General features: G+C 59.8%; 25 protein-coding genes and 2 tRNA genes. 10 read left to right on the top strand and 17 right to left on the bottom strand.

Translation table 11 applies throughout. From position 1 onward, the window contains the following. Nucleotides 1-53: 53 nt before the first annotated feature. Together GGD46_RS04700 and GGD46_RS04695 are read left to right on the top strand one after the other, a co-directional pair. Nucleotides 54-971 carry a DUF6030 family protein gene (locus tag GGD46_RS04700; protein ID WP_184702300.1) on the top strand — a complete coding sequence of 306 codons (918 nt, stop codon included), beginning with the start codon at nt 54-56 and terminating at the stop codon, nt 969-971. Nucleotides 972-1,095: 124 nt separating this feature from the next. Then, nucleotides 1,096-2,547: a DHA2 family efflux MFS transporter permease subunit gene (locus GGD46_RS04695; RefSeq protein WP_184702298.1), complete on the top strand. Its 1,452-nt coding sequence runs from the start codon at nt 1,096-1,098 to the stop codon at nt 2,545-2,547. A gap of 27 nt (nt 2,548-2,574) precedes the next feature. Here GGD46_RS04695 and GGD46_RS04690 read toward each other — a convergent pair whose 3' ends face one another. The 13 genes from GGD46_RS04690 to GGD46_RS04630 form a co-directional block, all read right to left on the bottom strand. Further along, nucleotides 2,575-4,122: a SpoVR family protein gene (locus tag GGD46_RS04690; RefSeq protein WP_184702296.1), complete on the bottom strand. Its 1,548-nt coding sequence runs from the start codon at nt 4,120-4,122 to the stop codon at nt 2,575-2,577. Further along, a complete protein-coding gene (locus GGD46_RS04685) occupies nt 4,122-5,393 on the bottom strand; it encodes a YeaH/YhbH family protein (protein ID WP_184702294.1) in 1,272 nt (423 codons plus the stop codon). The genes GGD46_RS04690 and GGD46_RS04685 overlap by 1 nt, the downstream gene beginning before the upstream one ends. A gap of 18 nt (nt 5,394-5,411) precedes the next feature. Continuing rightward, the gene (locus GGD46_RS04680; RefSeq protein ID WP_184702292.1) at nt 5,412-7,358 is read right to left on the bottom strand and encodes a PrkA family serine protein kinase; all 1,947 of its coding nucleotides are present in this window, start codon (nt 7,356-7,358) and stop codon (nt 5,412-5,414) included. A 339-nt stretch (nt 7,359-7,697) separates the two neighbouring features. Next, nucleotides 7,698-7,773: transfer RNA gene (locus GGD46_RS04675), tRNA-Phe, on the bottom strand. 196 nt (nt 7,774-7,969) lie between these two features. Continuing rightward, nucleotides 7,970-8,185, bottom strand: a complete 216-nt coding sequence (gene yacG, locus GGD46_RS04670; protein ID WP_184702290.1) for a DNA gyrase inhibitor YacG — start codon at nt 8,183-8,185, stop codon at nt 7,970-7,972. A gap of 4 nt (nt 8,186-8,189) precedes the next feature. Then, entirely contained in the window at nt 8,190-8,810 is a 621-nt protein-coding gene (locus GGD46_RS04665) for a Maf-like protein (RefSeq protein ID WP_184702289.1), read from the bottom strand. 114 nt (nt 8,811-8,924) lie between these two features. Continuing rightward, the gene (gene infA / locus GGD46_RS04660; RefSeq protein ID WP_004117876.1) at nt 8,925-9,143 is read right to left on the bottom strand and encodes a translation initiation factor IF-1; all 219 of its coding nucleotides are present in this window, start codon (nt 9,141-9,143) and stop codon (nt 8,925-8,927) included. A gap of 142 nt (nt 9,144-9,285) precedes the next feature. Continuing rightward, nucleotides 9,286-9,765 carry a low molecular weight phosphatase family protein gene (locus GGD46_RS04655; RefSeq protein WP_184702286.1) on the bottom strand — a complete coding sequence of 160 codons (480 nt, stop codon included), beginning with the start codon at nt 9,763-9,765 and terminating at the stop codon, nt 9,286-9,288. A 5-nt stretch (nt 9,766-9,770) separates the two neighbouring features. Further along, on the bottom strand, nt 9,771-10,244 hold the full coding sequence (locus GGD46_RS04650; RefSeq protein WP_184702284.1) for a UPF0262 family protein: 474 nt from the start codon (nt 10,242-10,244) through the stop codon (nt 9,771-9,773). Between the two features lie 3 nt (nt 10,245-10,247). Next, nucleotides 10,248-11,546 (bottom strand): histidinol dehydrogenase, encoded by a 1,299-nt coding sequence (hisD, locus tag GGD46_RS04645; protein ID WP_184702282.1) that lies wholly within the window; start codon nt 11,544-11,546, stop codon nt 10,248-10,250. A gap of 59 nt (nt 11,547-11,605) precedes the next feature. After that, nucleotides 11,606-12,049, bottom strand: a complete 444-nt coding sequence (locus GGD46_RS04640) for a DUF2948 family protein (RefSeq protein WP_184702279.1) — start codon at nt 12,047-12,049, stop codon at nt 11,606-11,608. Nucleotides 12,050-12,270: 221 nt separating this feature from the next. Beyond that, nucleotides 12,271-13,563 carry a UDP-N-acetylglucosamine 1-carboxyvinyltransferase gene (gene murA, locus GGD46_RS04635; RefSeq protein ID WP_184702277.1) on the bottom strand — a complete coding sequence of 431 codons (1,293 nt, stop codon included), beginning with the start codon at nt 13,561-13,563 and terminating at the stop codon, nt 12,271-12,273. A gap of 161 nt (nt 13,564-13,724) precedes the next feature. After that, nucleotides 13,725-13,958, bottom strand: a complete 234-nt coding sequence (locus tag GGD46_RS04630; protein ID WP_246806213.1) for a hypothetical protein — start codon at nt 13,956-13,958, stop codon at nt 13,725-13,727. A 156-nt stretch (nt 13,959-14,114) separates the two neighbouring features. Here GGD46_RS04630 and GGD46_RS04625 point away from each other — a divergent pair. Next, a tRNA-Thr gene (locus tag GGD46_RS04625) sits at nt 14,115-14,189 on the top strand. Here the strand turns inward: GGD46_RS04625 and GGD46_RS04620 are convergent. Beyond that, entirely contained in the window at nt 14,168-14,554 is a 387-nt protein-coding gene (locus GGD46_RS04620; protein WP_184702275.1) for a hypothetical protein, read from the bottom strand. The genes GGD46_RS04625 and GGD46_RS04620 overlap by 22 nt on opposite strands. A gap of 390 nt (nt 14,555-14,944) precedes the next feature. Here GGD46_RS04620 and GGD46_RS04615 point away from each other — a divergent pair, with 390 nt between their 5' ends. Continuing rightward, the gene (locus GGD46_RS04615; protein ID WP_184702273.1) at nt 14,945-15,679 is read left to right on the top strand and encodes a tetratricopeptide repeat protein; all 735 of its coding nucleotides are present in this window, start codon (nt 14,945-14,947) and stop codon (nt 15,677-15,679) included. A gap of 459 nt (nt 15,680-16,138) precedes the next feature. On the opposite strand, the gene GGD46_RS04610 is transcribed toward GGD46_RS04615, so the two are convergent. Further along, nucleotides 16,139-16,777, bottom strand: coding sequence for an outer membrane protein (locus GGD46_RS04610; RefSeq protein ID WP_184702271.1), 639 nt, complete (start codon nt 16,775-16,777; stop codon nt 16,139-16,141). Between the two features lie 343 nt (nt 16,778-17,120). Here GGD46_RS04610 and GGD46_RS04605 point away from each other — a divergent pair, with 343 nt between their 5' ends. Continuing rightward, entirely contained in the window at nt 17,121-18,185 is a 1,065-nt protein-coding gene (locus tag GGD46_RS04605) for a D-alanine--D-alanine ligase family protein (protein ID WP_184702269.1), read from the top strand. Between the two features lie 39 nt (nt 18,186-18,224). Here the strand turns inward: GGD46_RS04605 and GGD46_RS04600 are convergent, their stop codons facing one another. Further along, entirely contained in the window at nt 18,225-18,572 is a 348-nt protein-coding gene (locus GGD46_RS04600) for a CAP-Gly domain protein (protein ID WP_184702267.1), read from the bottom strand. 243 nt (nt 18,573-18,815) lie between these two features. Here GGD46_RS04600 and GGD46_RS04595 point away from each other — a divergent pair, with 243 nt between their 5' ends. Continuing rightward, a complete protein-coding gene (locus GGD46_RS04595; protein ID WP_184702265.1) occupies nt 18,816-19,997 on the top strand; it encodes a four-carbon acid sugar kinase family protein in 1,182 nt (393 codons plus the stop codon). After that, nucleotides 19,994-21,010, top strand: coding sequence for a 4-hydroxythreonine-4-phosphate dehydrogenase PdxA (pdxA, locus tag GGD46_RS04590; protein ID WP_184702263.1), 1,017 nt, complete (start codon nt 19,994-19,996; stop codon nt 21,008-21,010). The genes GGD46_RS04595 and pdxA overlap by 4 nt, the downstream gene beginning before the upstream one ends. Here pdxA and GGD46_RS04585 read toward each other — a convergent pair. Beyond that, entirely contained in the window at nt 21,007-21,927 is a 921-nt protein-coding gene (locus tag GGD46_RS04585) for a LysR family transcriptional regulator (protein ID WP_184702261.1), read from the bottom strand. The two genes, pdxA and GGD46_RS04585, sit on opposite strands and share 4 nt — an antisense overlap. A gap of 112 nt (nt 21,928-22,039) precedes the next feature. On the opposite strand from GGD46_RS04585, the gene GGD46_RS04580 reads away from it, so the two are divergent. The 3 genes from GGD46_RS04580 (at nt 22,040) to GGD46_RS04570 (ending at nt 24,341) form a co-directional block, all read left to right on the top strand. Next, on the top strand, nt 22,040-22,786 hold the full coding sequence (locus tag GGD46_RS04580) for an SDR family oxidoreductase (RefSeq protein ID WP_184702259.1): 747 nt from the start codon (nt 22,040-22,042) through the stop codon (nt 22,784-22,786). 102 nt (nt 22,787-22,888) lie between these two features. Then, on the top strand, nt 22,889-23,362 hold the full coding sequence (locus GGD46_RS04575) for a VOC family protein (RefSeq protein WP_184702257.1): 474 nt from the start codon (nt 22,889-22,891) through the stop codon (nt 23,360-23,362). Nucleotides 23,363-23,594: 232 nt separating this feature from the next. Next, nucleotides 23,595-24,341, top strand: a complete 747-nt coding sequence (locus GGD46_RS04570) for a metallophosphoesterase family protein (RefSeq protein ID WP_184702255.1) — start codon at nt 23,595-23,597, stop codon at nt 24,339-24,341. Nucleotides 24,342-24,535 lie beyond the last annotated feature (194 nt).

Here is a 24,535-nt window from a genome sequence, read left to right as displayed (position 1 = left end):
TTTGATCGTTGCAACAAGGCGGGTTTCCTCGGGAGTAGCTGTAGATCTCAATCATGTCGGTGGCGCCACCTCGCAAGAAAAGCTGGGCTGTGTTCTGGATTGCGGCTGTGGTCATCGGCTCGATCATTCTTGCGACCGCATTGCTTGCCAACGACATGCGTAACTTGAGGGCGCTGGACCGCCGCTATCACCTCAACCTGTTCCCGGCGCAGGACCAGCAGCCGGCACCTGCACCGCCACAAAATGCCGAAAGCAAAGGGCCGCCCACCGCGGCGGCAACTGCCAATACGACGGTCGGGAATGCCGCAGCCCCACCGACCGACAGTCTTGCTCGCGGCGCCAGGACGCGTCCGAAACCGACGGCCGCCAAGGTATCCTCTGCCAGCAAGGCATCCCCCGCCAGGATCTCGCATCTGTTCGATGAACCTGTCGACGCGCTGCGGAGCGCCTTTGTGCGCAGCTGGAGAATATCCGGGCAGAAGCTTTGCGCCGATCTGGTGACGTTCGGCCTGTCGGTCGGCGAATGGCGGTCGAGCGAGCTGGGGGGCGGCACATCCGAATGCAGCTACGCCGACCAGAAGGGCGCCTACGGTGATCCCAAGGCAGCGTCCTTCTTCATCATTGCCCGCGGCAAACCGAACGGCGACCTCGATACCATTCGCATCAAGGTCATCATGCCTGACAATGCCGACGGCAAGGCCATCGCCAGCACCTTCGTCGACACCGTAGTCCTGCTGCTAAACGAAACACGCTGGCTGGACTTTCAAACGGCGCTGGATGCGATCGGCTCGCTGCAGGACGTGACGCTGCAGGCCTTTGGCGCCAAGCTTAGCTTCTTCAAGGAATTCCAGAGCAACAACAGCTTCAATCTTCAGCTGGAGCTGCGACGAACCTTGCCGGAGCAGATCCGAACGGCCATCGTTTTCGACAGGGCGCGCTGGACGCTGCGCTCTCCAGACCAGACCAACTAGGTCCAGGCACGGAACGCTCCCCGCAAGCCCTTCCGCTTCGGTTTTTGTTGCTCTGCGTCATGGATAATGATCCTATGATTATGAAACGCCTGCCCCCCTCAGGCGATGAAAGCCATTACATTCCATGGATTCGACAGATCCCTATTCGCAAGGCCAGACTTTCGCCGTCGAACGCAACCCCCGCCTGCGCTACATCATCCCAGCTGTCGTCGCGGTGGCTTTCCTGATGGAGCAGCTCGATTCGACTATTCTCATCACTGCTGTCCCGGATATCGCCAAGAGCCTCGGCACGACGCCGGTGCGTATGAATCTGGCGGTGACGACCTATATTCTGACACTGGCAATGTTCATTCCGGTCAGTGGCTGGTTCGCAGACCGTTTCGGCGCACGTCGCATTTTCGCCCTATCGCTTTTCATCTTCACGCTCGGCTCGATCCTGTGCGGTTTGGCAACCAGCCTGCCGATGCTGATCGCCACGCGCGCGCTGCAGGGCTTTGGTGGCGCGATGATGACGCCGGTCGGGCGTCTCATTCTCATTCGCAGCTTTCCGCGCAGCCAGCTTGTGACGGCCATGACCTACATGACTCTCCCAGCCGTTATGGGGCCGGTGATCGGGCCGGTTCTGGGCGGTTTCCTGACCACCTATCTCTCCTGGCGCTGGATCTTCTGGGTGAACCTGCCCTTCGGCCTGATCGGCATGGCCATGGCGCTGCGTTATGTCGAAGACACCGGGCGCGACGAGAGCATCAGGTTCGATTTCCCCGGCTTCGTCATGGTCGGCCTCGGCTGCGTCCTGCTGCAATACGGCATCGAGAATATCGGCCGCCCGACTATTCCAGTCTGGGCCATTATCCTCACTCTCGCCGCCGCCGGCCTGCTGCTGGTCGGCTTCATCCGCTATGCGCGGACGGCGAAATCGCCGGCCGTTGATCTCACACTGTTCAGGCTGCGCACCTTCCGCATCGGCACCCTTGCCGGCGGCATCTGTCGCGTCGGGCTGAACGGCGTTCCCTTCCTGCTGCCGCTGATGCTGCAAGTCGGCTTCGGCCTGAGCCCGATCGTCTCAGGCACCCTGACCTTCGTCAGCGCTCTGAGTGCGCTTGCCGTGCGGCCGGTCTCGGCAAAGCTGCTGAAACTCTACGGCTTCGACCGCATGTTGACATGGAGTGCCGTATTCGGCGCCGTCGTCGTCGCCGGTTTCGCGCTGATCACGCCGGACACGCCGCATTGGTTCATCATCATCTACGTCTTCATCTTCGGCCTGGCACGAGCCGGACAATTCATGACGTCTAACACCCTCTCCTATTCCGACACCCCGGCCTCCCAGCTGAGCCGCGCCACCAGCCTTGGCGGTGTATTACAGCAACTGAGTGTCAGCTTCGGCATCTCCGTCGCCGCCATGCTGCTCGATCTGATCACGCTGGATGGATCGCCGCTGACGCCGGAGAAATTCCATACGGCATTTCTGCTGATGGCAATCATTCCTCTGCTCGGCATACCCGGCTTCCTCAAACTTCAGCCCGAGGATGGCGTGCAGGTGAGCGGTCACCAGCGTCGGCCGAAAAAGCCGTCGTAAGGCGGAAGACTCCGAAATAGAGGGCGTTTACGCCGCAAGCGCGGAAGCGCGGGGATGGACCAGATGATCGCGAAGCACCGTGCCGGAACGGTCGACCTCCTGCATCAGGACATCGTAGCTCCAGAGGTCGGCCAGATGCTGCAACACGCGCTTGGCGTCCATATCCTCAAGCAGCGCCCCATTCAGTACCGTGTGCCTGAGCAATAGCTTCCTGTCGCCCGCTAGGTCAACATCGACGATCTCGATATGCGGATCGATCCAGCCGACGTCGTACTGCCGCGCCAGCTCCCGGCGGATGCGCCGATAACCGCGCTCATCATGGATCGCAGCGACCCTCAACCCCTCTTCCTCTTCGGGATCGTCGGTCAGCTGGAACATCCGCATCTTGCGCATCAGATGCGGGCTCAGAAATTGCGATACGAAACTCTCGTCGCGATAATTGGCCCAGAGGTCGCGCAGCACCGCCATGGCATCGCCGGTGCCTGCAATCTCCGGGAACCACTGGCGATCCTCATCCTTCGGCCGTGTCACGATGCGCTCGATGTCCTGCATCATGGCAAAGCCGATCGCATAGGGATTGAGGCCGGAATAGCGCTGGTCGTTGAAGGTCGGCTGGAAAACCACGTTGGTATGCGATTTCAAGAACTCCAGGAAATCGCCGTCGCTTATGCCGCCAAGCTCATGCAGCCGCGTCATGATGCGATAGTGCACATAGGTCGCTGTGCCCTCGTTCATCACCTTGGTCTGGCTCTGCGGGTAGAAATATTGGGCGACATGCCGCACGATGCGAATGATCTCGCGCTGCCAGGGCTTCAGCCGCGGCGCCATTTTCTCGAGAAAATATAAGATGTTCTCTTGCGGCAGACCGGCCAGCGAGCGCCGGCGCTCCAGATCGAGATCAGGTGCCTTCTTGCCCGACCCCGCCGGAAGCGTGCGCCAGAGGTCATTGAAAATCTTCTCGTCATATTCGCGCCGTTCACGCTCACGCTTCTCCTCCTCGCGCAGATCCGGCGTCTTCTTGCCGGCATAGCGGTGAACGCCATGCGACATCAGTGCGTGCGCCGCATCCAGCGTTCGCTCGACGGCGGCGTGGCCATATCGCTCCTCGCAGCGTGCAATATAGCTCTTGGCGAAATTGAGGTAGTCGAGAATGCCTTCCGCATCCGTCCAGAGCTTGAAGAGATAATTGTTCTTGAAGAAATGGTTATGGCCGAAGGCGGCATGGGCAATCACCAGCGCCTGCATCGTCGCCGTGTTCTCTTCCATCAGATAGGAGATGCAGGGGGAGCTGTTGATGACGATCTCATAGGCAAGGCCGCGCAGCCCCTTGCGGTAAAAGGCCTCGTGATGAGCGAAATGCTTGCCGAAGGACCAGTGCTTGTAAAATAGCGGCATGCCGATCGAGGAATAAACGTCGAGCATCTGCTCGGCGGTGATGATCTCGATCTGGTTGGGATAGACGTCGAGGCCTAGCTCCTCGACGGCAATCTTCTGGCAGGCATCGTGGATTCGCTGGATGGTGGTGAAATCCCAGTCCGCACCTTCGAAAAGCCGTTCCATCGATGCCTTTGCCATTATCCGCTCCTTGTTTCCGCAGTCCGGCGCTGGAAGAGATCGTGGAAGACCGGATAGATCTGGCTGCGATCGTTCACGCGCCGCATCGAGAGTACCGGCCAGGCCACCTGCAGCCGCTCATAGAGCGACCAGATCGCCGAGCCCGAGGAAATCGCGACACCGCGCGATTCGCCCACTTCCAGATAGGCGAAATACTGGCAGACCGGCAGGATCTCGCCGGTCAGCAGCGCCGCCGTGGTGGCATTATCGGAATAGGCATTGTCGCCATCCGATGCCTGGGCGGCATAGATGTTCCAGTCCGACGCCGGGAAGCGATCATGCACGATCCGACGCATGGCTTCGAGCGCACTCGAAACCTGCGTACCGCCGGTCGCCGGGCTGCGGAAGAAGGTCTCCTCATCCACTTCCTCGGCGACATCCGTGTGCCGGATGAAAACGATCTCGACGCGGCGATATTGCCGGGTGAGGAAGATGTAGAGCAGCATATAGAACCGCTTGGCGAGGTCCTTCATATGCTCCGACATGGAGCCGGAAACGTCCATGAGGCAGAACATCACTGCCTGCGCTACCGGCTTCGGCTCATTCTCGAACCGTCGATAGCGAATATCGATCGGATCGATGTAGGGGATACGCCGGACCTTGGATTCGAGCAGCTTGATCTCCGCCTCGAGCTCCGCCCGACGCGTCTCGTCCTTGCACTCCTCCGCCTCCTCGATGAGCTTGGCGACCGTTTCCGGCTTCGGCCGATGCAGGGCGACGCGCCGCATCATCGCCAGCCGCATGGTGCGGTTGATGGCAAGATTGGCGGGAGACCCTGTCACGGAATAACCGGAGCGCACGGGGTTGATCTGGTCCGCCGACATCAACCGCCGCTTGGCAAGGTCAGGCAGTTCGAGATCGTCGAGGAAGAGATCGAGGAATTCATCGCGTGTCAGGATAAAACGGAAAGCATCCTCGCCGGTACCGTCGCCGCCTGCCTGCGGCCTGCCGCCGCCGCCCTCGGGACGCGGGAGAATGTCCCCCTCGAGGAAGTCCTTATTGCCGGGAAGAATATGCTCCTTCAGCCCCTCAGGGCCGCGATGGAACCGAGGCTCCTCGGTTCCATCCAGTGGAATGCTGATTTCGCCACCTTTCAGAATGTCCTGAATGTCGCGTTTTTGAGAGGATTCAAAGACCGCTCTCTGCACCAGCGCTTTTGCTCTTCGCAAAAATCGTTGACGATTTTCTAGACTTTTTCCGCCTGGGTTCAGGCGTCTGTCAACAATGTGCATTCCTTCTTCCTTGGTGGCTCATCCCGCCTGTTTTACACGCATGTACCATTCCACAAGCCGCCGAACCTGCCGCTCGGTATAACCCCGCGCGACCATTCGCTCGACGAATTCGCCATGTTTCTTTTCGGACTCGCCGTCCTTCTTCGACCCGAAAGAAATAACGGGCAAAAGATCCTCCACCTGGGAGAACATCCGTTTTTCGATGACTTCGCGGATCTTCTCGTAGCTCGTCCAGGAGGGGTTCTTGCCGCCGTGGCTCGCCCTTGCCCTTAGGCAGAACTTGACGATCTCGTTGCGGAAGTCCTTCGGGTTGGCGATGCCGGCCGGCTTCTCGATCTTGGTCAGTTCCTGGTTCAGAAGCTCACGGTCCAGGAGCTGGCCAGTGTCGGGATCCTTGAAGTCGACATCCTCGATCCAGGCGTCGGCATAGTCGACGTAGCGATCGAAGAGGTTCTGGCCGTAATCGGAATAGGATTCCAGATAAGCCTTCTGGATCTCGTGCCCGATGAACTCTGCATAGCGCGGCGCCAGCTCGCTCTTGATGAACTCGATGTAGAGCTTCTCGGTTTCGAGCGGCAGCTGCTCCCTGCGGATCGACTGCTCCAGCATATACATCAGGTGCACCGGATCGGCGCCGATCTCGGTCGTATCGTAGTTGAAAGTCGCCGCCAGCACCTTGAAGGCGAAACGGGTGGAAGCCCCGTCCATACCCTCGTCGACGCCGGCCGTATCGCGATATTCCTGCACGCTGCGCGCTCTCGGATCGGTCTCCTTCAGGCTTTCGCCGTCATAGACGCGGAGCTTGGAAAAGGCCGTCGAATTCTCGTGCTTGGAAAGTCGCGTCAGAACCGTGAAGCGGGCGAGCGTCTCCAGGGTCGACGGCGCGCAGGGCGCGTCGCTGAGCTCGGATTCCTCGATCAGCTTCTCGTAGATCTTCTGCTCTTCGGTGACCCGCAGGCAATAAGGTACCTTGACGACGCAGATACGGTCGATGAAGGCCTCATTGTTCTTGTTGGCCTTGAAGGTCTGCCATTCCGACTCGTTGGAGTGAGCCAGAATGATGCCGGAGAAGGGAATGGCGCCGATATTCTCGGTGCCGATGTAGTTGCCTTCCTGCGTTGCCGTCAGCAGCGGATGCAGCATCTTGATCGGCGCCTTGAACATCTCGACGAATTCGAGAATGCCCTGGTTGGCACGGTTCAAGGCACCCGAATAGCTGTAGGCATCCGGGTCGTTCTGCGCCAGGCTTTCGAGCTTGCGGATATCCACCTTGCCGACCAGCGAGGAGATGTCCTGGTTGTTCTCGTCACCCGGCTCCGTCTTGGCGACGGCAATTTGCCGCAGCCTGGAGGGCTGAATCCGGACGACGCGGAAGCGGGAGATGTCGCCTTCGAACTCTTCCAGTCGCTTCAGGCACCAGGGGCTCATGAGCCCCGTCAGGCGCCGGCGGGGAATGCCGTAGCGTTCCTCGATCATCGGCCCCATGGTGACGGGATCAAACAGACTGAGCGGGCTTTCAAAGACCGGGCTCAACTCGTTTCCGGCCTTGAGCACATGAATGGGATGGACTTCCATCAATGATTTCAGCCGCTCGGCGAGTGAAGACTTGCCGCCGCCGACAGGTCCGAGCAGATAGAGGATCTGCTTTCGCTCTTCCAGCCCTTGCGCCGCATGGCGGAAGAAGGCGACGATGCGTTCGATCGTCTCCTCCATGCCGAAGAAACCCGAAAAAGCCGGATAAGTCCGGATGGTTCGGTTCATGAAGATGCGCCCAAGTCTCGTGTCCTTGGCCGTATCGATCAGCAGAGGTTCTCCCATGGCCGCCAGTAGCCGCTCTGCCGCATTCGCGTACATGAGCGGATCGTCCCGGCACGCCTCCAGGTACTCGGAGAATGACATTTCGACTTCGCGCCGTGCTTCGAAAGTACGGGCGAACGTGTTGAATAGAACATCGTTGTTTGACATGGCGCCCCGTTAGCTTGCTATTGCAAATAAACGCTGGACTTAACGAGATCACTTGATCCCGCTAGTATCTAAGGTGCGGTATCAGTCTCTTCGAATCAATAGGTGACCCGTACAATAATTCGTACGCCTGATTGCAAATGCCATCAACATCTTGAAGTACTCGTACACCGAATTAATGAAGCGCAACCTTCAAGTTGTCGTGATGACAAAGAACTCATCATAGGATGCATATTCTCACTATGGAACTTCCACAGGCTTTGCCTGTGAAAACCCGCTCTCAACGAGAAATGGTCGAAGCCAGCGTCGGGTTCCATTGTCAGCACGATTTGGGAGAAAAGATGGTGCCCAGAGCCGGAATCGAACCAGCGACACGCGGATTTTCAATCCGCTGCTCTACCAACTGAGCTATCTGGGCATCCAGGCTTCGCGTCGAAAGAAGAACCTTGAGAGGCGCTGGGCGGTTGGTTCGCCCCGGAAGCGAGCGGGGTTATAGCATCTTGTTCGGCCATGTCCAGCAGCAAATGACTCTTTTTTGACAGGAAATGGAATTTTGGTAATTCGCGAACAAAATGAAAGGGTTCGTAAGCTCAGGCAACGCGGGAAAACCGCGTTCAGCCCTGATCGGAGCCGTCGGCCTTCGTCTCATCCTCTGTGACGGGGATGGCATAGGAGCCGTTCAGCCAGCGCGAAAGATCGAGCGAGCGGCAGCGATCCGAACAGAATGGATAGTGTTCGCGCACCGAAGGCTGGCCGCATTCGGCGCAGGGGCGCGTCTTGCGCAGCGGCTCGACCTTCGAGCCCACCTTGATCTCTTCGATTTTCGCCATGTCGCTATCCTTCCTGCCATCCGGCGTGAACATCGAAGCCCTCGCCCGCCAGCAGAAGCATGGTTTCATAAAGCGGCAATCCGACGACATTGGTGTAGGAGCCGACAAGTTTCTGCACGAAGGAGCCTGCAAGCCCCTGAATGCCATAGGCTCCGGCCTTGCCGCGCCACTGGCCTGACGCCAGGTACATTTCGATGTCGAAGCCCGAAAGCCGCTTGAAGCGTACCTTGGTCTCGACGACCTTCTGGCGCAGCTTGCGATCCGGCGTGATCAGGCAGATGCCGGTATAGACCACATGACCGCGACCGGAGAGCAGATGCAGCGCCGACGAAGCCTCGTCGACGAATTCCGCCTTCGGCAGGATGCGACGCCCGACCGCCACCACCGTATCGGCCGACAGGATATAGCTGCCCTGCCAGGCGGCATCGCTCTTGATGGCCGCGTAAGCCGCCTCGCCCTTCTCAGCCGAAAGCCGCCGCGCAAGCGAGCGCGGATGCTCAGACTTCTTAGGTGCTTCGTCGATATCCATCGGCATGAGGCGCGCGGGTTCGATGCCGGACTGATGCAACAGTTCGACGCGACGCGGCGATCCGGAGGCCAGTATCAGCTTATGTTTCAACGCCATCAGACCTCGACCTGTCATGCGGGAATGAAAACGCGCTCCAGAGCATGATGCCGAAAAGTGTTAGAGGATTTCGGACGACATCATGCTCGACTTCTTTGAACAGAGCGCGGCGAACTACTTGAAACGGTAGGTGATGCGGCCCTTGGTCAGGTCGTAAGGGGTCATTTCCACCAGCACCTTGTCGCCGGCAAGAACGCGGATGCGGTTCTTGCGCATGCGGCCCGCAGTGTGGGCGATGATCTCATGCTCGTTTTCCAGCTTCACGCGGAAAGTCGCGTTCGGCAGGAGTTCGGTGACGACACCGGGAAATTCGAGGACTTCTTCTTTCGGCATTAAAGCTTCTTTTCCTGTCGGTTGGGGTCGGCGCCCATGGCAGAAAGCCGGGGGTCGCCGGAAATTGCGCGGAAACTACACAATCGCCGCGGTTTTGTGAACCTCGTTGATAAGGGTTTCTGCATTTGTTTCATCGGCAGCTCTAAAGCGAACCGCGATGCTCCACAAGTCGGCTTTCAATCAGGCCCAGCAGATGGTCCCGAACGCCGCGATAGGCATCGAGAACCTGGTCACGCGTGCCATCGGTCGCAGAGGGGTCCATGGTCGGCCAATAGATGACCTCTATGGCGTTCGCCCGCGTCAGCTCAAGCGCCGCGTGATGCGCCTCCGGCGAGAGCGTGATGATGACATCGAAGAAGTCGTCCTCCAGCTCCTCCAGGGTTTGCGGCTGCCGGCGCCCCAGCGAAAGCCCGATCTCATCGAGCACGACGTCTACGAAGGGATTACGCTCGCCGGCACGCACGCCGGCCGAGGCGATATAGGTGCCCTGCGGCAGCATGCTGCGCGCAATCGCTTCGGCCATCGGCGAGCGGATGGCATTGAGCCCGCACATGAAGAGGATGGCGCCGGGCGCTTTGCCGTTGTACTCGCCCCCCTGCCTCTGCTCCTGCGGCTGCTCCATGCCGGTCACCCGCGCCAATGGAGTACGCAGACGAGCGTGAAGAGCCGGCGGGCCGTGTCGAAATCGACGGTAATTTTGCCGTCCAGCCGGTCCATCAGCGTTTGGGAGCCTTCATTGTGAATGCCGCGCCGGCCCATGTCGATCGCCTCGATGCGGCTTGGCGTGGCCGAACGGATCGCCTCGTAATAGCTCTCGCAGATCATGAAGTAGTCCTTCACGATGCGTCGAAACGGCGTCAGCGACAGAATATGCGTGGCGACGATGCTGCCATCCTCGATGCGGATGTCGAAGACGAGCTTCTGGTTGACCAGCGAGAGGTTGAGCAAATAGGGGCCGCCCTTGTGCCCAACGGGCTGGAAGCTGTTTTCCTCGATCAAATCGAAGATGGCGACGGCGCGTTCGTGCTCGACGTCCGGCGTCGAACGGCCGATCGTGTCGTCCAGGACAACATCGCTCAGCCGGAAGACGCCCTTGGCCATACCTTACCCCTCGAGATTAAGGCGGATCGCAACCGACCGCGCATGTGCGTCGAGCCCTTCGGAATTGGCAAGCGCGATCGCCGCCGGTCCGAGCGCGCGAAACTGCTCCGGACCGAGCCGGAGGATAGACGTACGCTTGACGAAATCCAGCACGGAAAGGCCGGAGGAGAAGCGAGCGGAGCGCGCCGTCGGCAGCACGTGGTTGGAACCGCCGACATAATCGCCGATCACTTCAGGCGTATGGCGGCCGACGAAGATCGCGCCGGCATTGCGGATACCGGCCAGCAGCGGCTCCGGATCGTCGAGTGCGAGTTCCAGATGCTCGGCCGCGATGCGGTTTGCGAGCGGAATGGCCTGCTTGAGATCGGAAACCAGAATGATGGCGCCAAAATCCCGCCAGCTGGCTGCCGCCGTCTTCGACCGGTTCAGTTGCTTGAGCTGGCGCTCGACAGCGCCCTCCACCGCCTTGCCGAATTCGGCATCGTCGGTGATCAGAATCGACTGTGCGCCTTCATCATGCTCGGCCTGCGCCAAGAGATCCGCGGCAAGCCAGTCCGGATCATTGTTCTTGTCGGCAATGATAAGCACTTCGGAAGGGCCGGCGATCATATCGATGCCGACAGTGCCGAAGACATGGCGCTTGGCGGCGGCGACATAGGCGTTGCCGGGGCCGGTGATCTTGGCGACCGGTGCGATCGTCTCGGTGCCATAGGCAAGCGCCGCGATCGCCTGCGCGCCGCCGATGCGGTAGATTTCCTCGACGCCGGCGAGGCGAGCAGCCGCAAGCACCGCCGGATTGATGGCGCCGCCCATCGTCGGCACTGCGATGACGATGCGGTCAACGCCAGCGACCTTTGCCGGTACGGCGTTCATCAGCACGGAACTCGGATAGCTCGCCGTGCCGCCCGGCACATAGAGGCCGACGGCTTCGATCGCCGTCCAGCGCGAGCCGAGACCGACGCCGAGATCGTCTTCGTAGATATCGTCCTTCGGCAGCTGGCGGCGATGATGCGATTCGATGCGGGTCGCAGCGACCCTCAGCGCGCCGAGCACTTCGGCCGGAACAGCCTCGATCGCCGCATCGATCTCCGCTTCGCTGACGCGCATGGGTGTGGTTGCGAAATCGATGCCTTCAAACTTCTTGGAATAATGCGCAAGAGCCTCATCGCCGCGTGTCCGCACATCGTCGATGATGCCGCGCACAACGGCGTTCACATCCTCGGACACTTCCCGCTTCGTCGTCAGGAAAGCGGCGAACTGCTGCTCGAATCCTTCCGACGCCTGATCCAGCCAGATAGCCAACGCTGATATTCCTCTTTCACTGCAGCCGCCTTTGGCGGCGAAAACCTAACCGCCGTTACCTATTCGCCGGCATCCGGATGTCGCGGCTTATGCGCCGTTTCCCACGCCCCGCCGATATCGGCAAGCTGGGCCTCGATGCATTCGACATCGAGCACGATGGTGGCATTGCCGGCAAGCGCCAGTTCGATCGTGCCGTCGGGGCCTTCGCCCCTCTGCTCGAAGCGGATGGCGAGCAGCGACAGCACGTCATCGCGCTTGCGCCGATCGATGCCGTTGGAGCGCACCGCCTGCACTCGCTTGAACACGAGCGCGGCACGATGGCGCTCGTAGGACTTCTTGCGCTCTTCCGAGCGTGCCCAGTCGAAACGATTGGCAGCAAGCGAGAATTGCTCGAGCTTCGGCGCGAAGGACATGTCGCCGACCTTGAAAACGCTATCCTGCATATGCGCGGAGATGACGGCCAGATCCTCGTTGTCGAGTGCCATTAGCTTGAGATTGCTCATTCGCTCCTTAATCCCCGATCGCGCCAGCAAACGCCGTCTCCGACATTTCTCTTCTGTGGACATAAGATGAGAGCGCCAAAGACGCAACCGAAGAAAGCGGGCTTGCCCGCTCTCTTCACGACAAGAATTGGAATTGACGCATCTTGCAGGGCCATTCGCCGCCATATCGCGGCGAAGGCTGGCCATGCATCAAAGGCACCGGCCCGACAGAGCGGATGACCTTAGTCGCTGATGCGCTCGACGATGGCGCCGCAACGGGTCAGCTTGTCTTCCAGCCGCTCGAAGCCGCGATCGAGGTGATAGATGCGCGACACCAGCGTCTCGCCTTCGGCGGCAAGGCCGGCGATGACGAGCGAGACGGAAGCGCGAAGGTCCGTCGCCATGACAGGCGCACCCTTCAGTTTCTCGACACCCTCGATGCGGGCCGTCTGACCTGACAGAGAGATCTTGGCGCCGAGGCGGGCAAGCTCCTGCACATGCATGAAGCGGTTTTCGAAGATCGTCTCGGTGATGTGCGAAATGCCGGACGAGCGCGTCATCAGCGCCATGAACTGCGCCTGCAGGTCGGTCGGGAAGCCGGGGAAAGGATCGGTGACGACGTCGACGGGCTTGATGCCGCCGCCATTGCGCATGATGCGGATGCCATTGTTGGTCTGCGAAACGTCAGCGCCGGCCCGGCGCAGGCTTTCGAGCGCCGTATCGAGCAGCGCGATGTCGGTGTTTTCGAGCGTGACGTCGCCGCCCGTCATGGCGACCGCCATGGCATAGGTGCCGGTCTCGATACGATCCGGCAGCACGCGATGACGGGCGCCGGAGAGCGAGGTGACGCCTTCGATGGTGATTGTGCTGGTGCCGGCGCCGGAAATCTTGGCGCCCATGGCGATCAGGCAGTTGGCGAGATCGACGACCTCAGGCTCACGGGCGGCATTGCCGATCACGGTCGTGCCGCGGGCAAGCGTCGCCGCCATCATCAGCACATGCGTCGCGCCGACGGAAACCTTCGGGAAGACATAGCGGGCGCCGATGAGGCCGCCCTTCGGCGCGGTGGCGTTGATATAGCCGCCGTCGATTTCCATGGTGGCGCCGAGCGCCTCGAGACCCTCGATGAAGAGATCGACCGGACGCGTGCCGATGGCGCAGCCGCCGGGCAGCGAGACGCGCGCCTGGCCCTCGCGGGCAAGCAGCGGCCCGATGACCCAGAAGCTCGCGCGCATCTTGGCGACCAGCTCGTAGGGCGCTGTGGTATCGACGATGGTACGGCAGGTGAAGTGGATCGTGCGGGAATAGCCGTCTTCCTGGCGCTCGCGACGGCCGTTGACGGCAACGTCAACGCCGTGATTGCCGAGGATGCGCATCAGAAGCTCGACATCGGCCAGATGCGGCACGTTTTCGAGCGTCAGGGTATCGCTGGTCAGAAGCGAGGCGATCATCAGCGGCAGGGCGGCATTCTTGGCGCCGGAGATCGGAATGATACCGTTAAGCTCATTGCCGCCGACAATCCTGATACGATCCATATGTGTAATACGGGCGAGGCCCGCCTTTCCTGAAGTTCCGTGCGCCAATGTCCACGCGCTTAGGGAAAAAGCGCTATTTAGACGAAATAGATTAACGCATCAATTCGTTTGATGATGGACGACATGAATCAACGCGATTCGTCCAATTTTGCGGCAGCGCCCTAGTCATCCCCTGCTTTTGCCGCCGGCAGCCCATCCGTCTCGTCGGCCTGGCCGGCGCGGCGCGCCCGCACCTGCTGTTTGCGTCGCGACAGATTCTCCCTGAGCTTCTGCGCCGCGCGCTCCCGCCGCCGATCCGCCTCGGTGATCTGCTTCACGCCTTCGCCCGCCTCGCCGGGCGTCGAACCACCCTGCAAAGCCTGCCCTTCATCGATTTTCGTCTTGTCTGCGCCCATGGCTTTTCCATAGCCGAAAACACCGCCTGTCAAAAGACCGACACATTTTTTCCAACGATCTTTCACAGAACTTGCAATTTGCGACTTGCACTCGGCCTCCACCTATGGCAATAGCCGCCTCGCCCAATACGGCGCACTTGAGTGGCGCCACGGATTGCTGCTATAGCTCAGGGGTAGAGCACTCCCTTGGTAAGGGAGAGGCCGAGAGTTCAAATCTCTCTAGCAGCACCAGTTTTTCCATTACATATCATATATTTGTCAGTTGCCATCATCGGGATTAGGCGTGCGCAAATTGACGTAATTGCACAGAAACTAGCCTGAATAGCAAAGGTGATCGGTGCAAAATCCGTGCACAATGTTCTCGGTTCTGCGCCTTTGTCTAAGACTTTGGGGACATGGTGAATGACGTTAGGCAGCATTTCAATGGCATACGCCGCGATCTGCAGCTTTGTTTCCGGCCTTGCTGGCGCTTGGTACTGGCTAAGTCCAGCCTCATCGAATTCCATCCATACAAAGCTGGCTTTGAACCGGTAATAGATGAACAGCGAACGATGGCATGGATAACTGAGATCGTTCAGGTTTCCATAGAAAATCACGCCTCAACAAGATCTCCGCAAGATGGACGGCAGTGGCGACGGCGTTTGGGGCGATGGCGACGCTTTTGCAGACGTTCCTTCCGTAGAGCATCAGCTTGGGAAGCTCGACTTATTGTCTTTAGCACAAAGGCCTAGCTGTAAAATTCGCCCATTCGCATTCAAAAAGCTGCTTGGGATCAATGGGAGTGTAAAACACGACACTCAGAACGATTTGATATTTCGTTAGGTTTTTTCGCAAACGGCGTCTCAGAACCGGCCCTTTATTTTGACGCAACCTAGGGAATGATCATCTTCCCTTCCGCGAACGAAGGCAAAGATGATAATCTGACGTTTGAACAGGCTATAGTCCGCGCGGCAGAATGAATTCCTTCTAAGTCCGGGAGCTTCCCAATGTTTCAAGTTGCCTCACCCATTTTGTCCCGCACTCGTCGCGGCGCGCTCCTGCCGTTGCTATTGTTGTTCTGGATTCCTGACATGGCTTTGGCCGAACAGAATTCAACAAGCATTGAAGCCGAACTAGAGAAAAAGCTCTGCGACATCGGAATTAAGACAGAATGTGTGGTGCTTGGGCTTATGTACGCGAGGGGCAACGGGATACCACAGAACTACGCCATCGCCGCACAGCTCTTACAAAGGGCCTGTGATGGCGGAGAGATGACAGGTTGCGGAGGACTCGGGATCATGTACATGGATGGTAAGGGCGTGGCGCAAGATTACGGTATGGCGGTATCTTTATACACAAAGGCGTGTGATGGCGGAGAGATGCAAAGTTGCTTCAACCTTGGAGTATTCTCCCAAAACGGCAGAGGCGTGTCACAGGATTACGCCACCGCTGCACGGTTTTACAAACAGGCGTGCGATGGCGGAGAGATGCGAAGTTGCAACAATCTCGGGCAGATGTATTACGCCGGAAGAGGTATATCACAAAATTATGCCATCGCCGCACAGTTCCACAAACAGGCGTGCGATGGTGGAAACATGACGGGCTGCAACAACCTTGGTGCGATATACGAACTTGGCCAAGGCATGCCACAGGACTTTACCACTGCCAGACGGCTTTATAAACAGGCATGCGATGGCGGAGTGACGCAAGGTTGCGAGAACTTAAAGCGGATGTACGAATAATTTCAATCGACGGCAGCTACTAGCTCTCTCCAAATAAATCAGTAATTTAGCATGTTTTCGTGACGGAGCCGATGCACATCACTACGTAATTGCACGGACTATCCGACAAATCCAAAGGATATCAAAAGCTACTTTGCCAGTCTGCCCCGAAGACCGTGCGTAATGAACCTGAGCTGTGCATGTAGCCCGGCTTTCACACATCCAACGGTTGGCCCACGAGACAGAGAGATTCAAACCAACAAGAAACCGGGACTGAATAGTTGGGTTGCGCACAACCGTCTCACCTCGTCGATCGCCCTCTGATACGCTTCCCGCTAGCTTATAGCCGACGGCGATGTATCGACTGCCCATTGCGACAGCAGCATCGCATCTGCAGCTCATCCCGGTGCGTTTTCCCACAGTAAAAAGCCCCGCCAGCAAATGCCAGCGGGGCTCTCCAAATCACACCACTCCTAAATCTTAGAACTTCACGCCGACGCCGACGGAGATGACGTGTTGGTCGAGGTCGGCCTTGATGCCGTAGAAGTCCTTGTCACCGAAGCTGCTGAAGCGGTATTCGGCGCGGGCGAAGATGTTGTTGGTGAAGGCGTAGTCGACGCCGGCGCCAACGGTCCAGCCGTTGAAGGTTTCGGTTTCCTTGTCGCCCAGAGCCTTGACGAAGCCGCGCGTCGCGGTCCAGCCGCCGGTTGCATAGACGAGCGTGCGGTCGAAGGCATAGCCGACGCGGGCGCGAACGGAGCCGGCGACATCAGTGCCGACCTTTACCTTCGTGCCGAAGAAATCATAGTTGTTCGAATTCCAGTTGTAGTTGAGATCGCCCTCGACGCCGAGGACGACGTTGTTGCTCAACTGGTAGTTGAAGCCGGCAAAGCCGCCAATGAAGCCGCCGTTGAACTTATCCGACGTGCTTGCGCCGGGAACGCTGAAATCGCCGTTCAGCCAGCCTGCGCCACCGTTCACGCCGAGATAGCCGCCGGTCCAGGAAAAGCCGGCTTCGGCAGGGGCGGCAGGGGCGGTCGGCGTTGCGAGATCGGCAGCATGGGCAGACACGGCCAGAGTTGACGCAATCACCGCCACAGACGCGAACAGGAATTTCATTCTGCATTCTCCTCAGTTTTCATAGCGCTACGTTAAATCGTAGTTGCCGGCTACATACAACCGTAAGGGAGGGAATGCTGTGCCGGAATTGCCACACTCTCCGCAATTAACAGGGGAAAATAGGATGAAACCATTTACTTTTCCGAGCGGTCGCCATGCAACCATGCCGGTTAGATTCGGATGAAATGCCGCGAGTATAGCGAAAAGGCCCGCAAACGCAGGAGATGTAAGGCAGGACGCAAAACCGCATCATCCATGAGCGCGCTCCTCCGTAATTCCGCTGCAATCCCCCGTATAACCCCTTCTCCCATCACATCCATCTTGCCCCGGGAGAGAAGCCTCTATGTCGAAACTACGCGTCGCCGTTCTGTTTGGCGGTCAGTCCAGCGAGCATGAGGTTTCCGTCATGTCGGCCCGCAATGTCGTCAAGGCGATCGATGGCGGCAGATATGAGATCGTGCCGATCCTGATCGATCGCAGCGGGCGCTGGCTGCTGACGGAGGAAAAGGGCGGCGCCCTGCCGGAGCCGATTGCCTATGAAGGCACGGAAATCTGCCTGGTTCCGGGCGGCAAGGGACGGCTGATGGCGCTGGAAGGTTCTTCCGCGCGCGAGTTGCCTGCGGTCGACGTGCTGTTTCCGGTGCTGCATGGGCTGAACGGCGAGGATGGCTCCATTCAGGGCCTCGCCCAGATCGTCGGCCTGCCCCTCGTCGGCTGCGGCATTCTCGGCTCGGCCAACGCAATCGACAAGGATATGGCGAAGCGCCTGCTGCGCGAGGCCGGCCTGCCTGTGGCGCGCTCCGTCACGCTGACGCGCGGCGACAAGCCTGATTTCGATGAGATCGTGAGCGCGCTCGGCTCGCCCGTCTTCGTAAAACCCACGCGCCAGGGCTCGTCGGTCGGCGTCAGCAAGGTGCAGGATGCCGTGGCGTTCGAAGCTGCACTTGCCGAAGCTTTCCGGCACGACCGCAAGGTGCTGGTGGAAGAATTCGTGCGCGCCCGCGAGATCGAATGCGCCGTGCTGGAACAGCCTGACGGTTCGCTCTTCGTCTCCGTGCCGGGCGAGATCGCGACGGCCGCGACCCACGGCTTCTATTCCTACGAGGCGAAATATCTCGATCAGGACGGCGCCGTCGTCACCGTGCCGGCGGATATTCCGGCTGAGACGGCAGAAACACTGAAGCGCATGGCGGCGGATGGCTTCCGAGCGCTTGGTTGCGAAGGGCTGGCGCGCGTCGATTTCTTCTTGGCGCCGGATGGCAGCGTCGTCATCAACGAGATCAACACCATGCCCGGCTTCACCAATATCAGCATGTATCCCAAGGCCATGGACGCCTCGGGCATTTCCTATCCGGAACTTGTCAGCCGGTTGATCGAACACGGGCTTGCAAGGGCGCGGCAGGCCTAGCTCAGAGGGGCGGCAGGCTACAGTGCAGCCCGCCTGCCATCAGACCTTTTCCTTCTTCTTGGTCTTGACCTTCGGCTCGGCCGGCGCATCCGGTGTCGGCGCGAGCAGCTGTCTGAGCGATGCGATCTTGTCCTTCACCAGCGGGCGGAAGCGGCTGGCGCGATAGGGCATGTCGGCGGCGCCGTAGCCCTCCGGGCCGTCATCATTACCGCGATGGATTTCCTCCAGCTTCACGCCGATGAAGGTGCCGTCGACATAATGCGTATATTCGCCGACCCAGCGGATGGTGTAGATCGTTCCCTTGCGGATCAGCTGGTCGATGCTGACATGCTTGAACGTGTCGTTGATGCAGACGACCTTCTGGCCCACATGGAAATCGTAGCTCACCCCTGCCCTCCTTCAAGCAGCGGGAGCAACCCGCTGCATCGTTCAGATACAAGCATATTCGTATATGCGCCACGGAGTAAACTCAACGAATGTCGCAGCCCCGATCAATGAAGCGGTGATAAAGCAACCCGTTGACAAGCCTTCCGGAAGACTGAACAGTGCCCTTCGTTTGAGCAGCCGTAAGGCCTTGCTTCCATGTTCATATCCGATACCCGCAAGGCCCGCTGAAGGCGCTTTAAGTTCATGCCCACCCTCCGCCTCATTGCCGACGATCTCACGGGCGCACTCGATACCGCAGTCGAATTCGTCGGCGTCTACGGGCCGATCGAGGTGTTGCGGGAAGACGCGCCTCCCGCAAACCTGCCGGATTGTCTGGCGATCGATAGCGGCACCCGCGAGAAATCGGCCGCCGAAGCAGAGACGATCGTCGGCGGCATCGCTCCGCTGCTGGAGGGCGCAGATCTTGCCTTCAAGAAAGTGGATAGCCTGTTTCGTGGTCCCTGGGCCGCCGAACTTGCAGCTTGCTTCCGGCTCGGCCACTGGCGGCACTGCATCCTGGCGCCGGCCTTTCCGCATCACGGGCGGCATACACGAGGCGGGCGGCAGGTGCTGTTTGCCGGCAAGGACGCCTGGCGCGACGTCAGCGGCGATCTCGTCACGCATTTGGGAGCCGAGGGATTGCCGGCCTTCAATACGACCCTTGATGGCGCTGAAGACCTGCCCATTCCGGATGGCATCCATGTCTTCGATGCTCACACAGATGATGATCTGGATGCCGTCATCGCATGGGTTTCATCGCGGCTCGAGGGACCGGTCCTCTGGAGCGGCACCGGCGGCCTCGCCCGCGCCTTGGCGCGCAATATCGATCTGGCGACGCATCATCGGCCCCGCGAAGCAAAAATCCCAGATGGACGCCCGGCGCCATCAGTCCCGATTTCGCGCAAGCTGCAGAGACCGGTACTCGGCCTGTTCGGCTCCGACCAGCCAATCACTTTGGCGCAACTCCAGGCCTGCGGCCCCAACTGGCTAAAGCTTGCGGAAGGCGCCGATCCTAATGCCGTCCGTCATCAGATCCAGCAAAGCGGCGTGGCGATGGTCAGCCTCGACCTGCCGACAGGGCTCGATCGCGACGATGCAGCCAAGCGCATCGCCGCGACCTTCGGCGGCACAGCCAGGGCACTCGCGGCCCCCGGCACATTGATCGTGGCCGGCGGCGAGACCCTGCGCAATCTCTGTTCGGCGCTCGGTGTCGCAGCACTCAGTATCACGGGTCAGGCAGCACCCGGCCTGCCGCGCTCGACGATCGTCGGCGGCCCCTGGGAGGGCACCACGGTCATCTCCAAGTCAGGTGCATTCGGCGGCCCGACCTTGTGGCGCGATCTCTTGAGTGAAAACGGGCTGATTGCCGGAGGAGAAGAACCATGACCCGGCATTTGGCGATCACCATGGGCGACCCCGCCGGTATCGGCCCGAAGATCATCATCAAGGCCGCAGCTCGCCTGAAGGACAGGCTTGCAGAAGGTAAGCTAAAACTAACAATAATCGGCAGCGGCCCTGCCCTGCGCTTTGCGAAAAAGCAGCTTGGCCTCGATATCGAAATCCCGGAAGCGCAGATGGAGGGCGACTGGCCGAACCTCTGCCTCATCCAGGCCGATGCCGAGGGTGAACCGATCCTGCCGGGCAGGCTTTCCGCCGATGGCGGCCGCATGGCCTTCATGGCGATCGAGAAGGGTGTTCAGCTCGCACTATTGGGCAAGGTCGGCGGTATCGTCACGGCGCCGCTCAACAAGGAAGCGCTGAACAAGGCCGGCTTCCATTATGCCGGCCACACCGAGCTGCTGGCGGAATTGACCGGCGCGCGCGGCTCGGTGATGATGCTGGCCCACGGCAATATGCGTGTCAGCCACGTAACCACCCATGTCGCTTTGGAGGACGTGCCGAAGCGCCTGACGCCCGAGCGGCTGCGGCTCGTCATCGACCTCACGTACAAGGCGCTCAAAAATCTCGGCATCGCCAGCCCGAAGATTGCTGTGGCGGCGCTCAATCCGCATGCTGGCGAAGGCGGCCTCTTCGGCCGGCAGGATATCGATATTTCCGCGCCGACCATCGCCAAGGCTGTATCCGACGGTTTCGATGTCGTCGGCCCTGTTCCCGGCGACACTGTTTTCGTCAAGCTGCGCGCCGGCCAGTATGACGCCGTCATCGCGATGTATCACGACCAGGGGCATATCCCTGTCAAGCTGCTCGGCTTCGAAATCGATCCGGCAACGGGCAAATGGATGGATCTCTCGGGCGTCAACATCACGCTGGGCCTGCCGATCGTACGCACCTCGGTCGACCACGGCACCGCTTTCGATATCGCCGGCAAGGGCATTGCCAATGAGCGCAGCCTGATCGAGGCGATCGAATTCGCCGAAAGGCTTGCGGCCGCGCGTTAGGACCCGGGGGCCGCCGATGTCTCGCCAAGCAGCGAATCGGTCCGCTCGGCTAGGAGCGCCAGGAACGCTTTCGTCCGGGCAGCCGGTCGCGGCCCCGGCGGATAGATGGCATGCACTTCCACTCGCTTGAACTCATAGGACGGCAGCACGGGAGCCAGCCTCCCTTCGGCGATCTCCCGCCCGCAGACGGCCGCAAACAATGCGCCTATTCCCCGCTCGGCCAGCACCGCCTCCATCAGCGGCCTCCAGTGATTGACGCGCCACTTGGTGTGGATGAGCGCTTCCACAGGTTCACCGTCGGGGCCAATCAGAAGCAGCCGCTCGTCTGCCGCGAAACCAGCGACCCTGATGAACGGATGTGCCGCTAACTCCACGGGTTCCCGCGGCAACCCGTGCCGCTCGATATAGCCGGGAGCGGCCAGCATGAGCCGTCGCATCGCCCCCAGCCGGCGGGCGATGAAATTGCCGCTGCCGATCTCACCGATGCGAATGGAGAGATCCACGCCTTCGGTCATCGGGTCGACGAAGCGATCGTTCAAAGTCACGTCTATCGCAAGGTCCGGATGCAATCTCTGGAATTCGACGAGCAGCCGCGGCAAGGTCATCTCTCCGAGCCCGTGCGGCGCCGCGATCCTAAACGTTCCGGTCAGCGAAGTCTCCGCCGAAGCAACGGAAGCCTCCGCTTCCTCGGCGGCTTCGATGGCACGCTTGGCATACTCATAGAAGCGTGCTCCCGCATCGGTTGCCTGCACCGAGCGGGTCGTGCGGTAGAGGAGCCGCGCGTTCAAGTGCTTCTCCAGCTTTTCGACGCGTTCGCTGACGGTGGGTTGGCCGAGGCCGAGGTCACGCGCGGCAGCCGAGAGGCTGCCGCGTTCGACGACACGAGTAAAAATGCGCATGGCGGAAAGCATATCCATATCAGCACCCTATCGTCTTTTACGATAAATGACATCGCTATTCGCTTCCTTCCAAAGCATATGCCGATCAACGATCTTCAAGCCGGTCAACAATCCAACCGGAGAACCAGCCTTGCAGACCAGCACTATTCCAACCGAAAATACGCAGTCCCACTCGTTCCAGGGACAGAATATCGTCATAATCGGCGGCTCCTCGGGTATCGGCCTGGCAACCGCCAGGCTGGCCAAGAATGACGGCGCGAACCTCTTTCTGGTATCGCGTAATCCTGAACGTCTTCGAGACGCTGCCGAAGCGATCGGCGGCGCGACCCAGATCGTTGCGGACATTGCGGCCCCGCAGCCGACGATATTTGCCGGGATCGACAGGATCGATCATCTGCTGATCACGGCCGGAACGGTGCACCTGCAGTCGCTCAAGGATCAGTCGGAAGCGGATCTCTCGAAGGTCATCAGCGAGCGACTGACCGGCCCCCTACTCGCCATCAAGGCCGCTCTTCCGCTTCTCCATCCCGCAAGTTCGATCACGATGACCTCAGGACAATTCGCCACCCGCCCAGCCGCGATCGGTGCCGTCGTGGCAGCCGCGGTCGCCGCGGTCGAGAGCACCGTTCGCGCCCTCGCTCTCGAATTGTCGCCGATGCGCATCAACGCGGTATCGCCGGGATGGGTGGATACACCGCTGCTCGACGGATTGATGGGCGAAGCCAAGCGACAGGTTCTTGAACAAACCGCCTCGACCCTGCCAAGCCGCAATATCGGCAGGCCCGAGGATATCGCCCAGGCAATCCTGTTCCTGATGGCAAACCGCTTCATGACGGGAGAAGTCTTGCATATCGATGGTGGCGGACGCCTAGTCTAACAGCCCGGCGGCCGGCAAGGATTCAAAAAAATTCCGGAACCTTGTCGGCCTCATCGCTCTTCCTTCGTCCTAAGGACATTCAATCGGAGAGAGGAGCACACCATGTCCAAGATTGCCCCATGCCTTTGGTTTGCGCGAGAAGCGGAGGAAGCAGCGAATTTCTATGTCTCGCTCTTCCCGGATTCCCGGATCGATCATGTGCAGAAGAACGTCATCGACACGCCCTCCGGCAAACCCGATCAGGTTCTGGTCGTCAGCTTCACGCTTGCCGGCCAGCGCTTCATGGCGCTGAACGGCGCTAGCCATGTCGAATTCAACCATTCGATTTCACTGGCGGTGGATTGCGCCGATCAAGCCGAAGTCGATCGTCTCTGGAACGGCCTTGCCGATGGCGGAAAGCCTGTGGCATGCGGCTGGATAACGGACCGCTACGGCGTCTCCTGGCAGATCGTGCCGACGATTCTCATCAAATATATTGCCGATCCGGACAAGGCCAAGGCAGCCCGCGTTATGCAGGCAATGATGCAGATGGTCAAGCTCGACATCGCAGGCCTCGAAGCCGCCTATCGCGGCTGAGCGTTGTGGCCAATCGGAGGGTGCGCAAGAGGCGTGACTTCTGAATACGTCGATGAAATCTGCCGCCATTTCATCCTTTGCGATCAACGCTGCCGCCAGCATGACTTGCGGCCGGCAGCAGCTTGGAATACCGTCACGTGCAGACTCGCCCAAGGCGGGTTTCTCAAAACTATTTCAAGCAATTGAACCGCCTTGGCCATCAGGCTCAACCCGGCGGGAAACGGTCGATTTCATGCAACATCAACGGGATCGTATAGACCTCACCGGGCGCGATTATGCCGCGGTCTATGCAATGAGCGATATTCACGGCTGCTACCACGACATGGCGAAAGCTCAACAGCGCATCGTCGAGGATGCCCGTGGCATTCCTGGCCGGAAACTGCTGATGTTTCTGGGCGATTATATCGATCGCGGCCCGCATTCCAGCGATGTGCTGGCCCATCTCTGCGCGCCGCCGCCAGAGGGCTTCGACCGCTACGCGCTTTGCGGCAATCACGACGACGTCTTCCTGCGCTTTCTGGAGGACCCCGACGCCAACAGCCGCTGGCTCGAGTTCTTCGGCGCGCCGCCGACGCTCGCTTCTTATGGTGTGGACGCGAACGAGATCCTGGGCGCCCGAGGTGGCAGCCTGACGGAGCTGCGCGACCTGACGCTCAAGGCGATGCCGCCGGCGCATGTCGATCTGCTGCGATCTCTTGCCGGAGCCGTCACGCTGGGCTCGACCCTGTTCGTCCATGCCGGCATCAGGCCGGGCATACCGCTGGCAGATCAGACCGACGAGGACCTGATGTGGATCCGTGAGCCCTTCCTGTGGGATGGCCCGCAATTGCCGCTGCTGGTGGTTCACGGTCACACGCCAGGCCCTGAGCCGGTCTTTGGCCAGGGCCGCATCGGCATCGACACGGCCGTCTCCATGGGTGGAACATTGACGGTTCTCAAGATCGCCGACGGCAGGCAAACAATCCTGCCACCATTCTAGAGCCTTTCTGCTTTTCTTCGAATCGCGAAAATGCTCCATCTTTTTGTTATCACGCAATTCCGGACGGAAACCCGCTGCGCACTTTTCCTGGAATTGCTCTAGAGCGTTTCATGTTTTGACGGAAGCGTAGCCTGCGTTTGAGAAGTAGTTGGCGCACTCTTCTGGCTTGATGGTGTTGGCGAGTATGCCCAGAT

Source organism: Martinezella lusitana (assembly GCF_014207095.1).
Classification (GTDB): domain Bacteria; phylum Pseudomonadota; class Alphaproteobacteria; order Rhizobiales; family Rhizobiaceae; genus Rhizobium; species Rhizobium lusitanum_B.
Note: the sequence above shows the minus strand (reverse complement) of the source record. Positions and strands in the feature narration are given on the sequence as shown.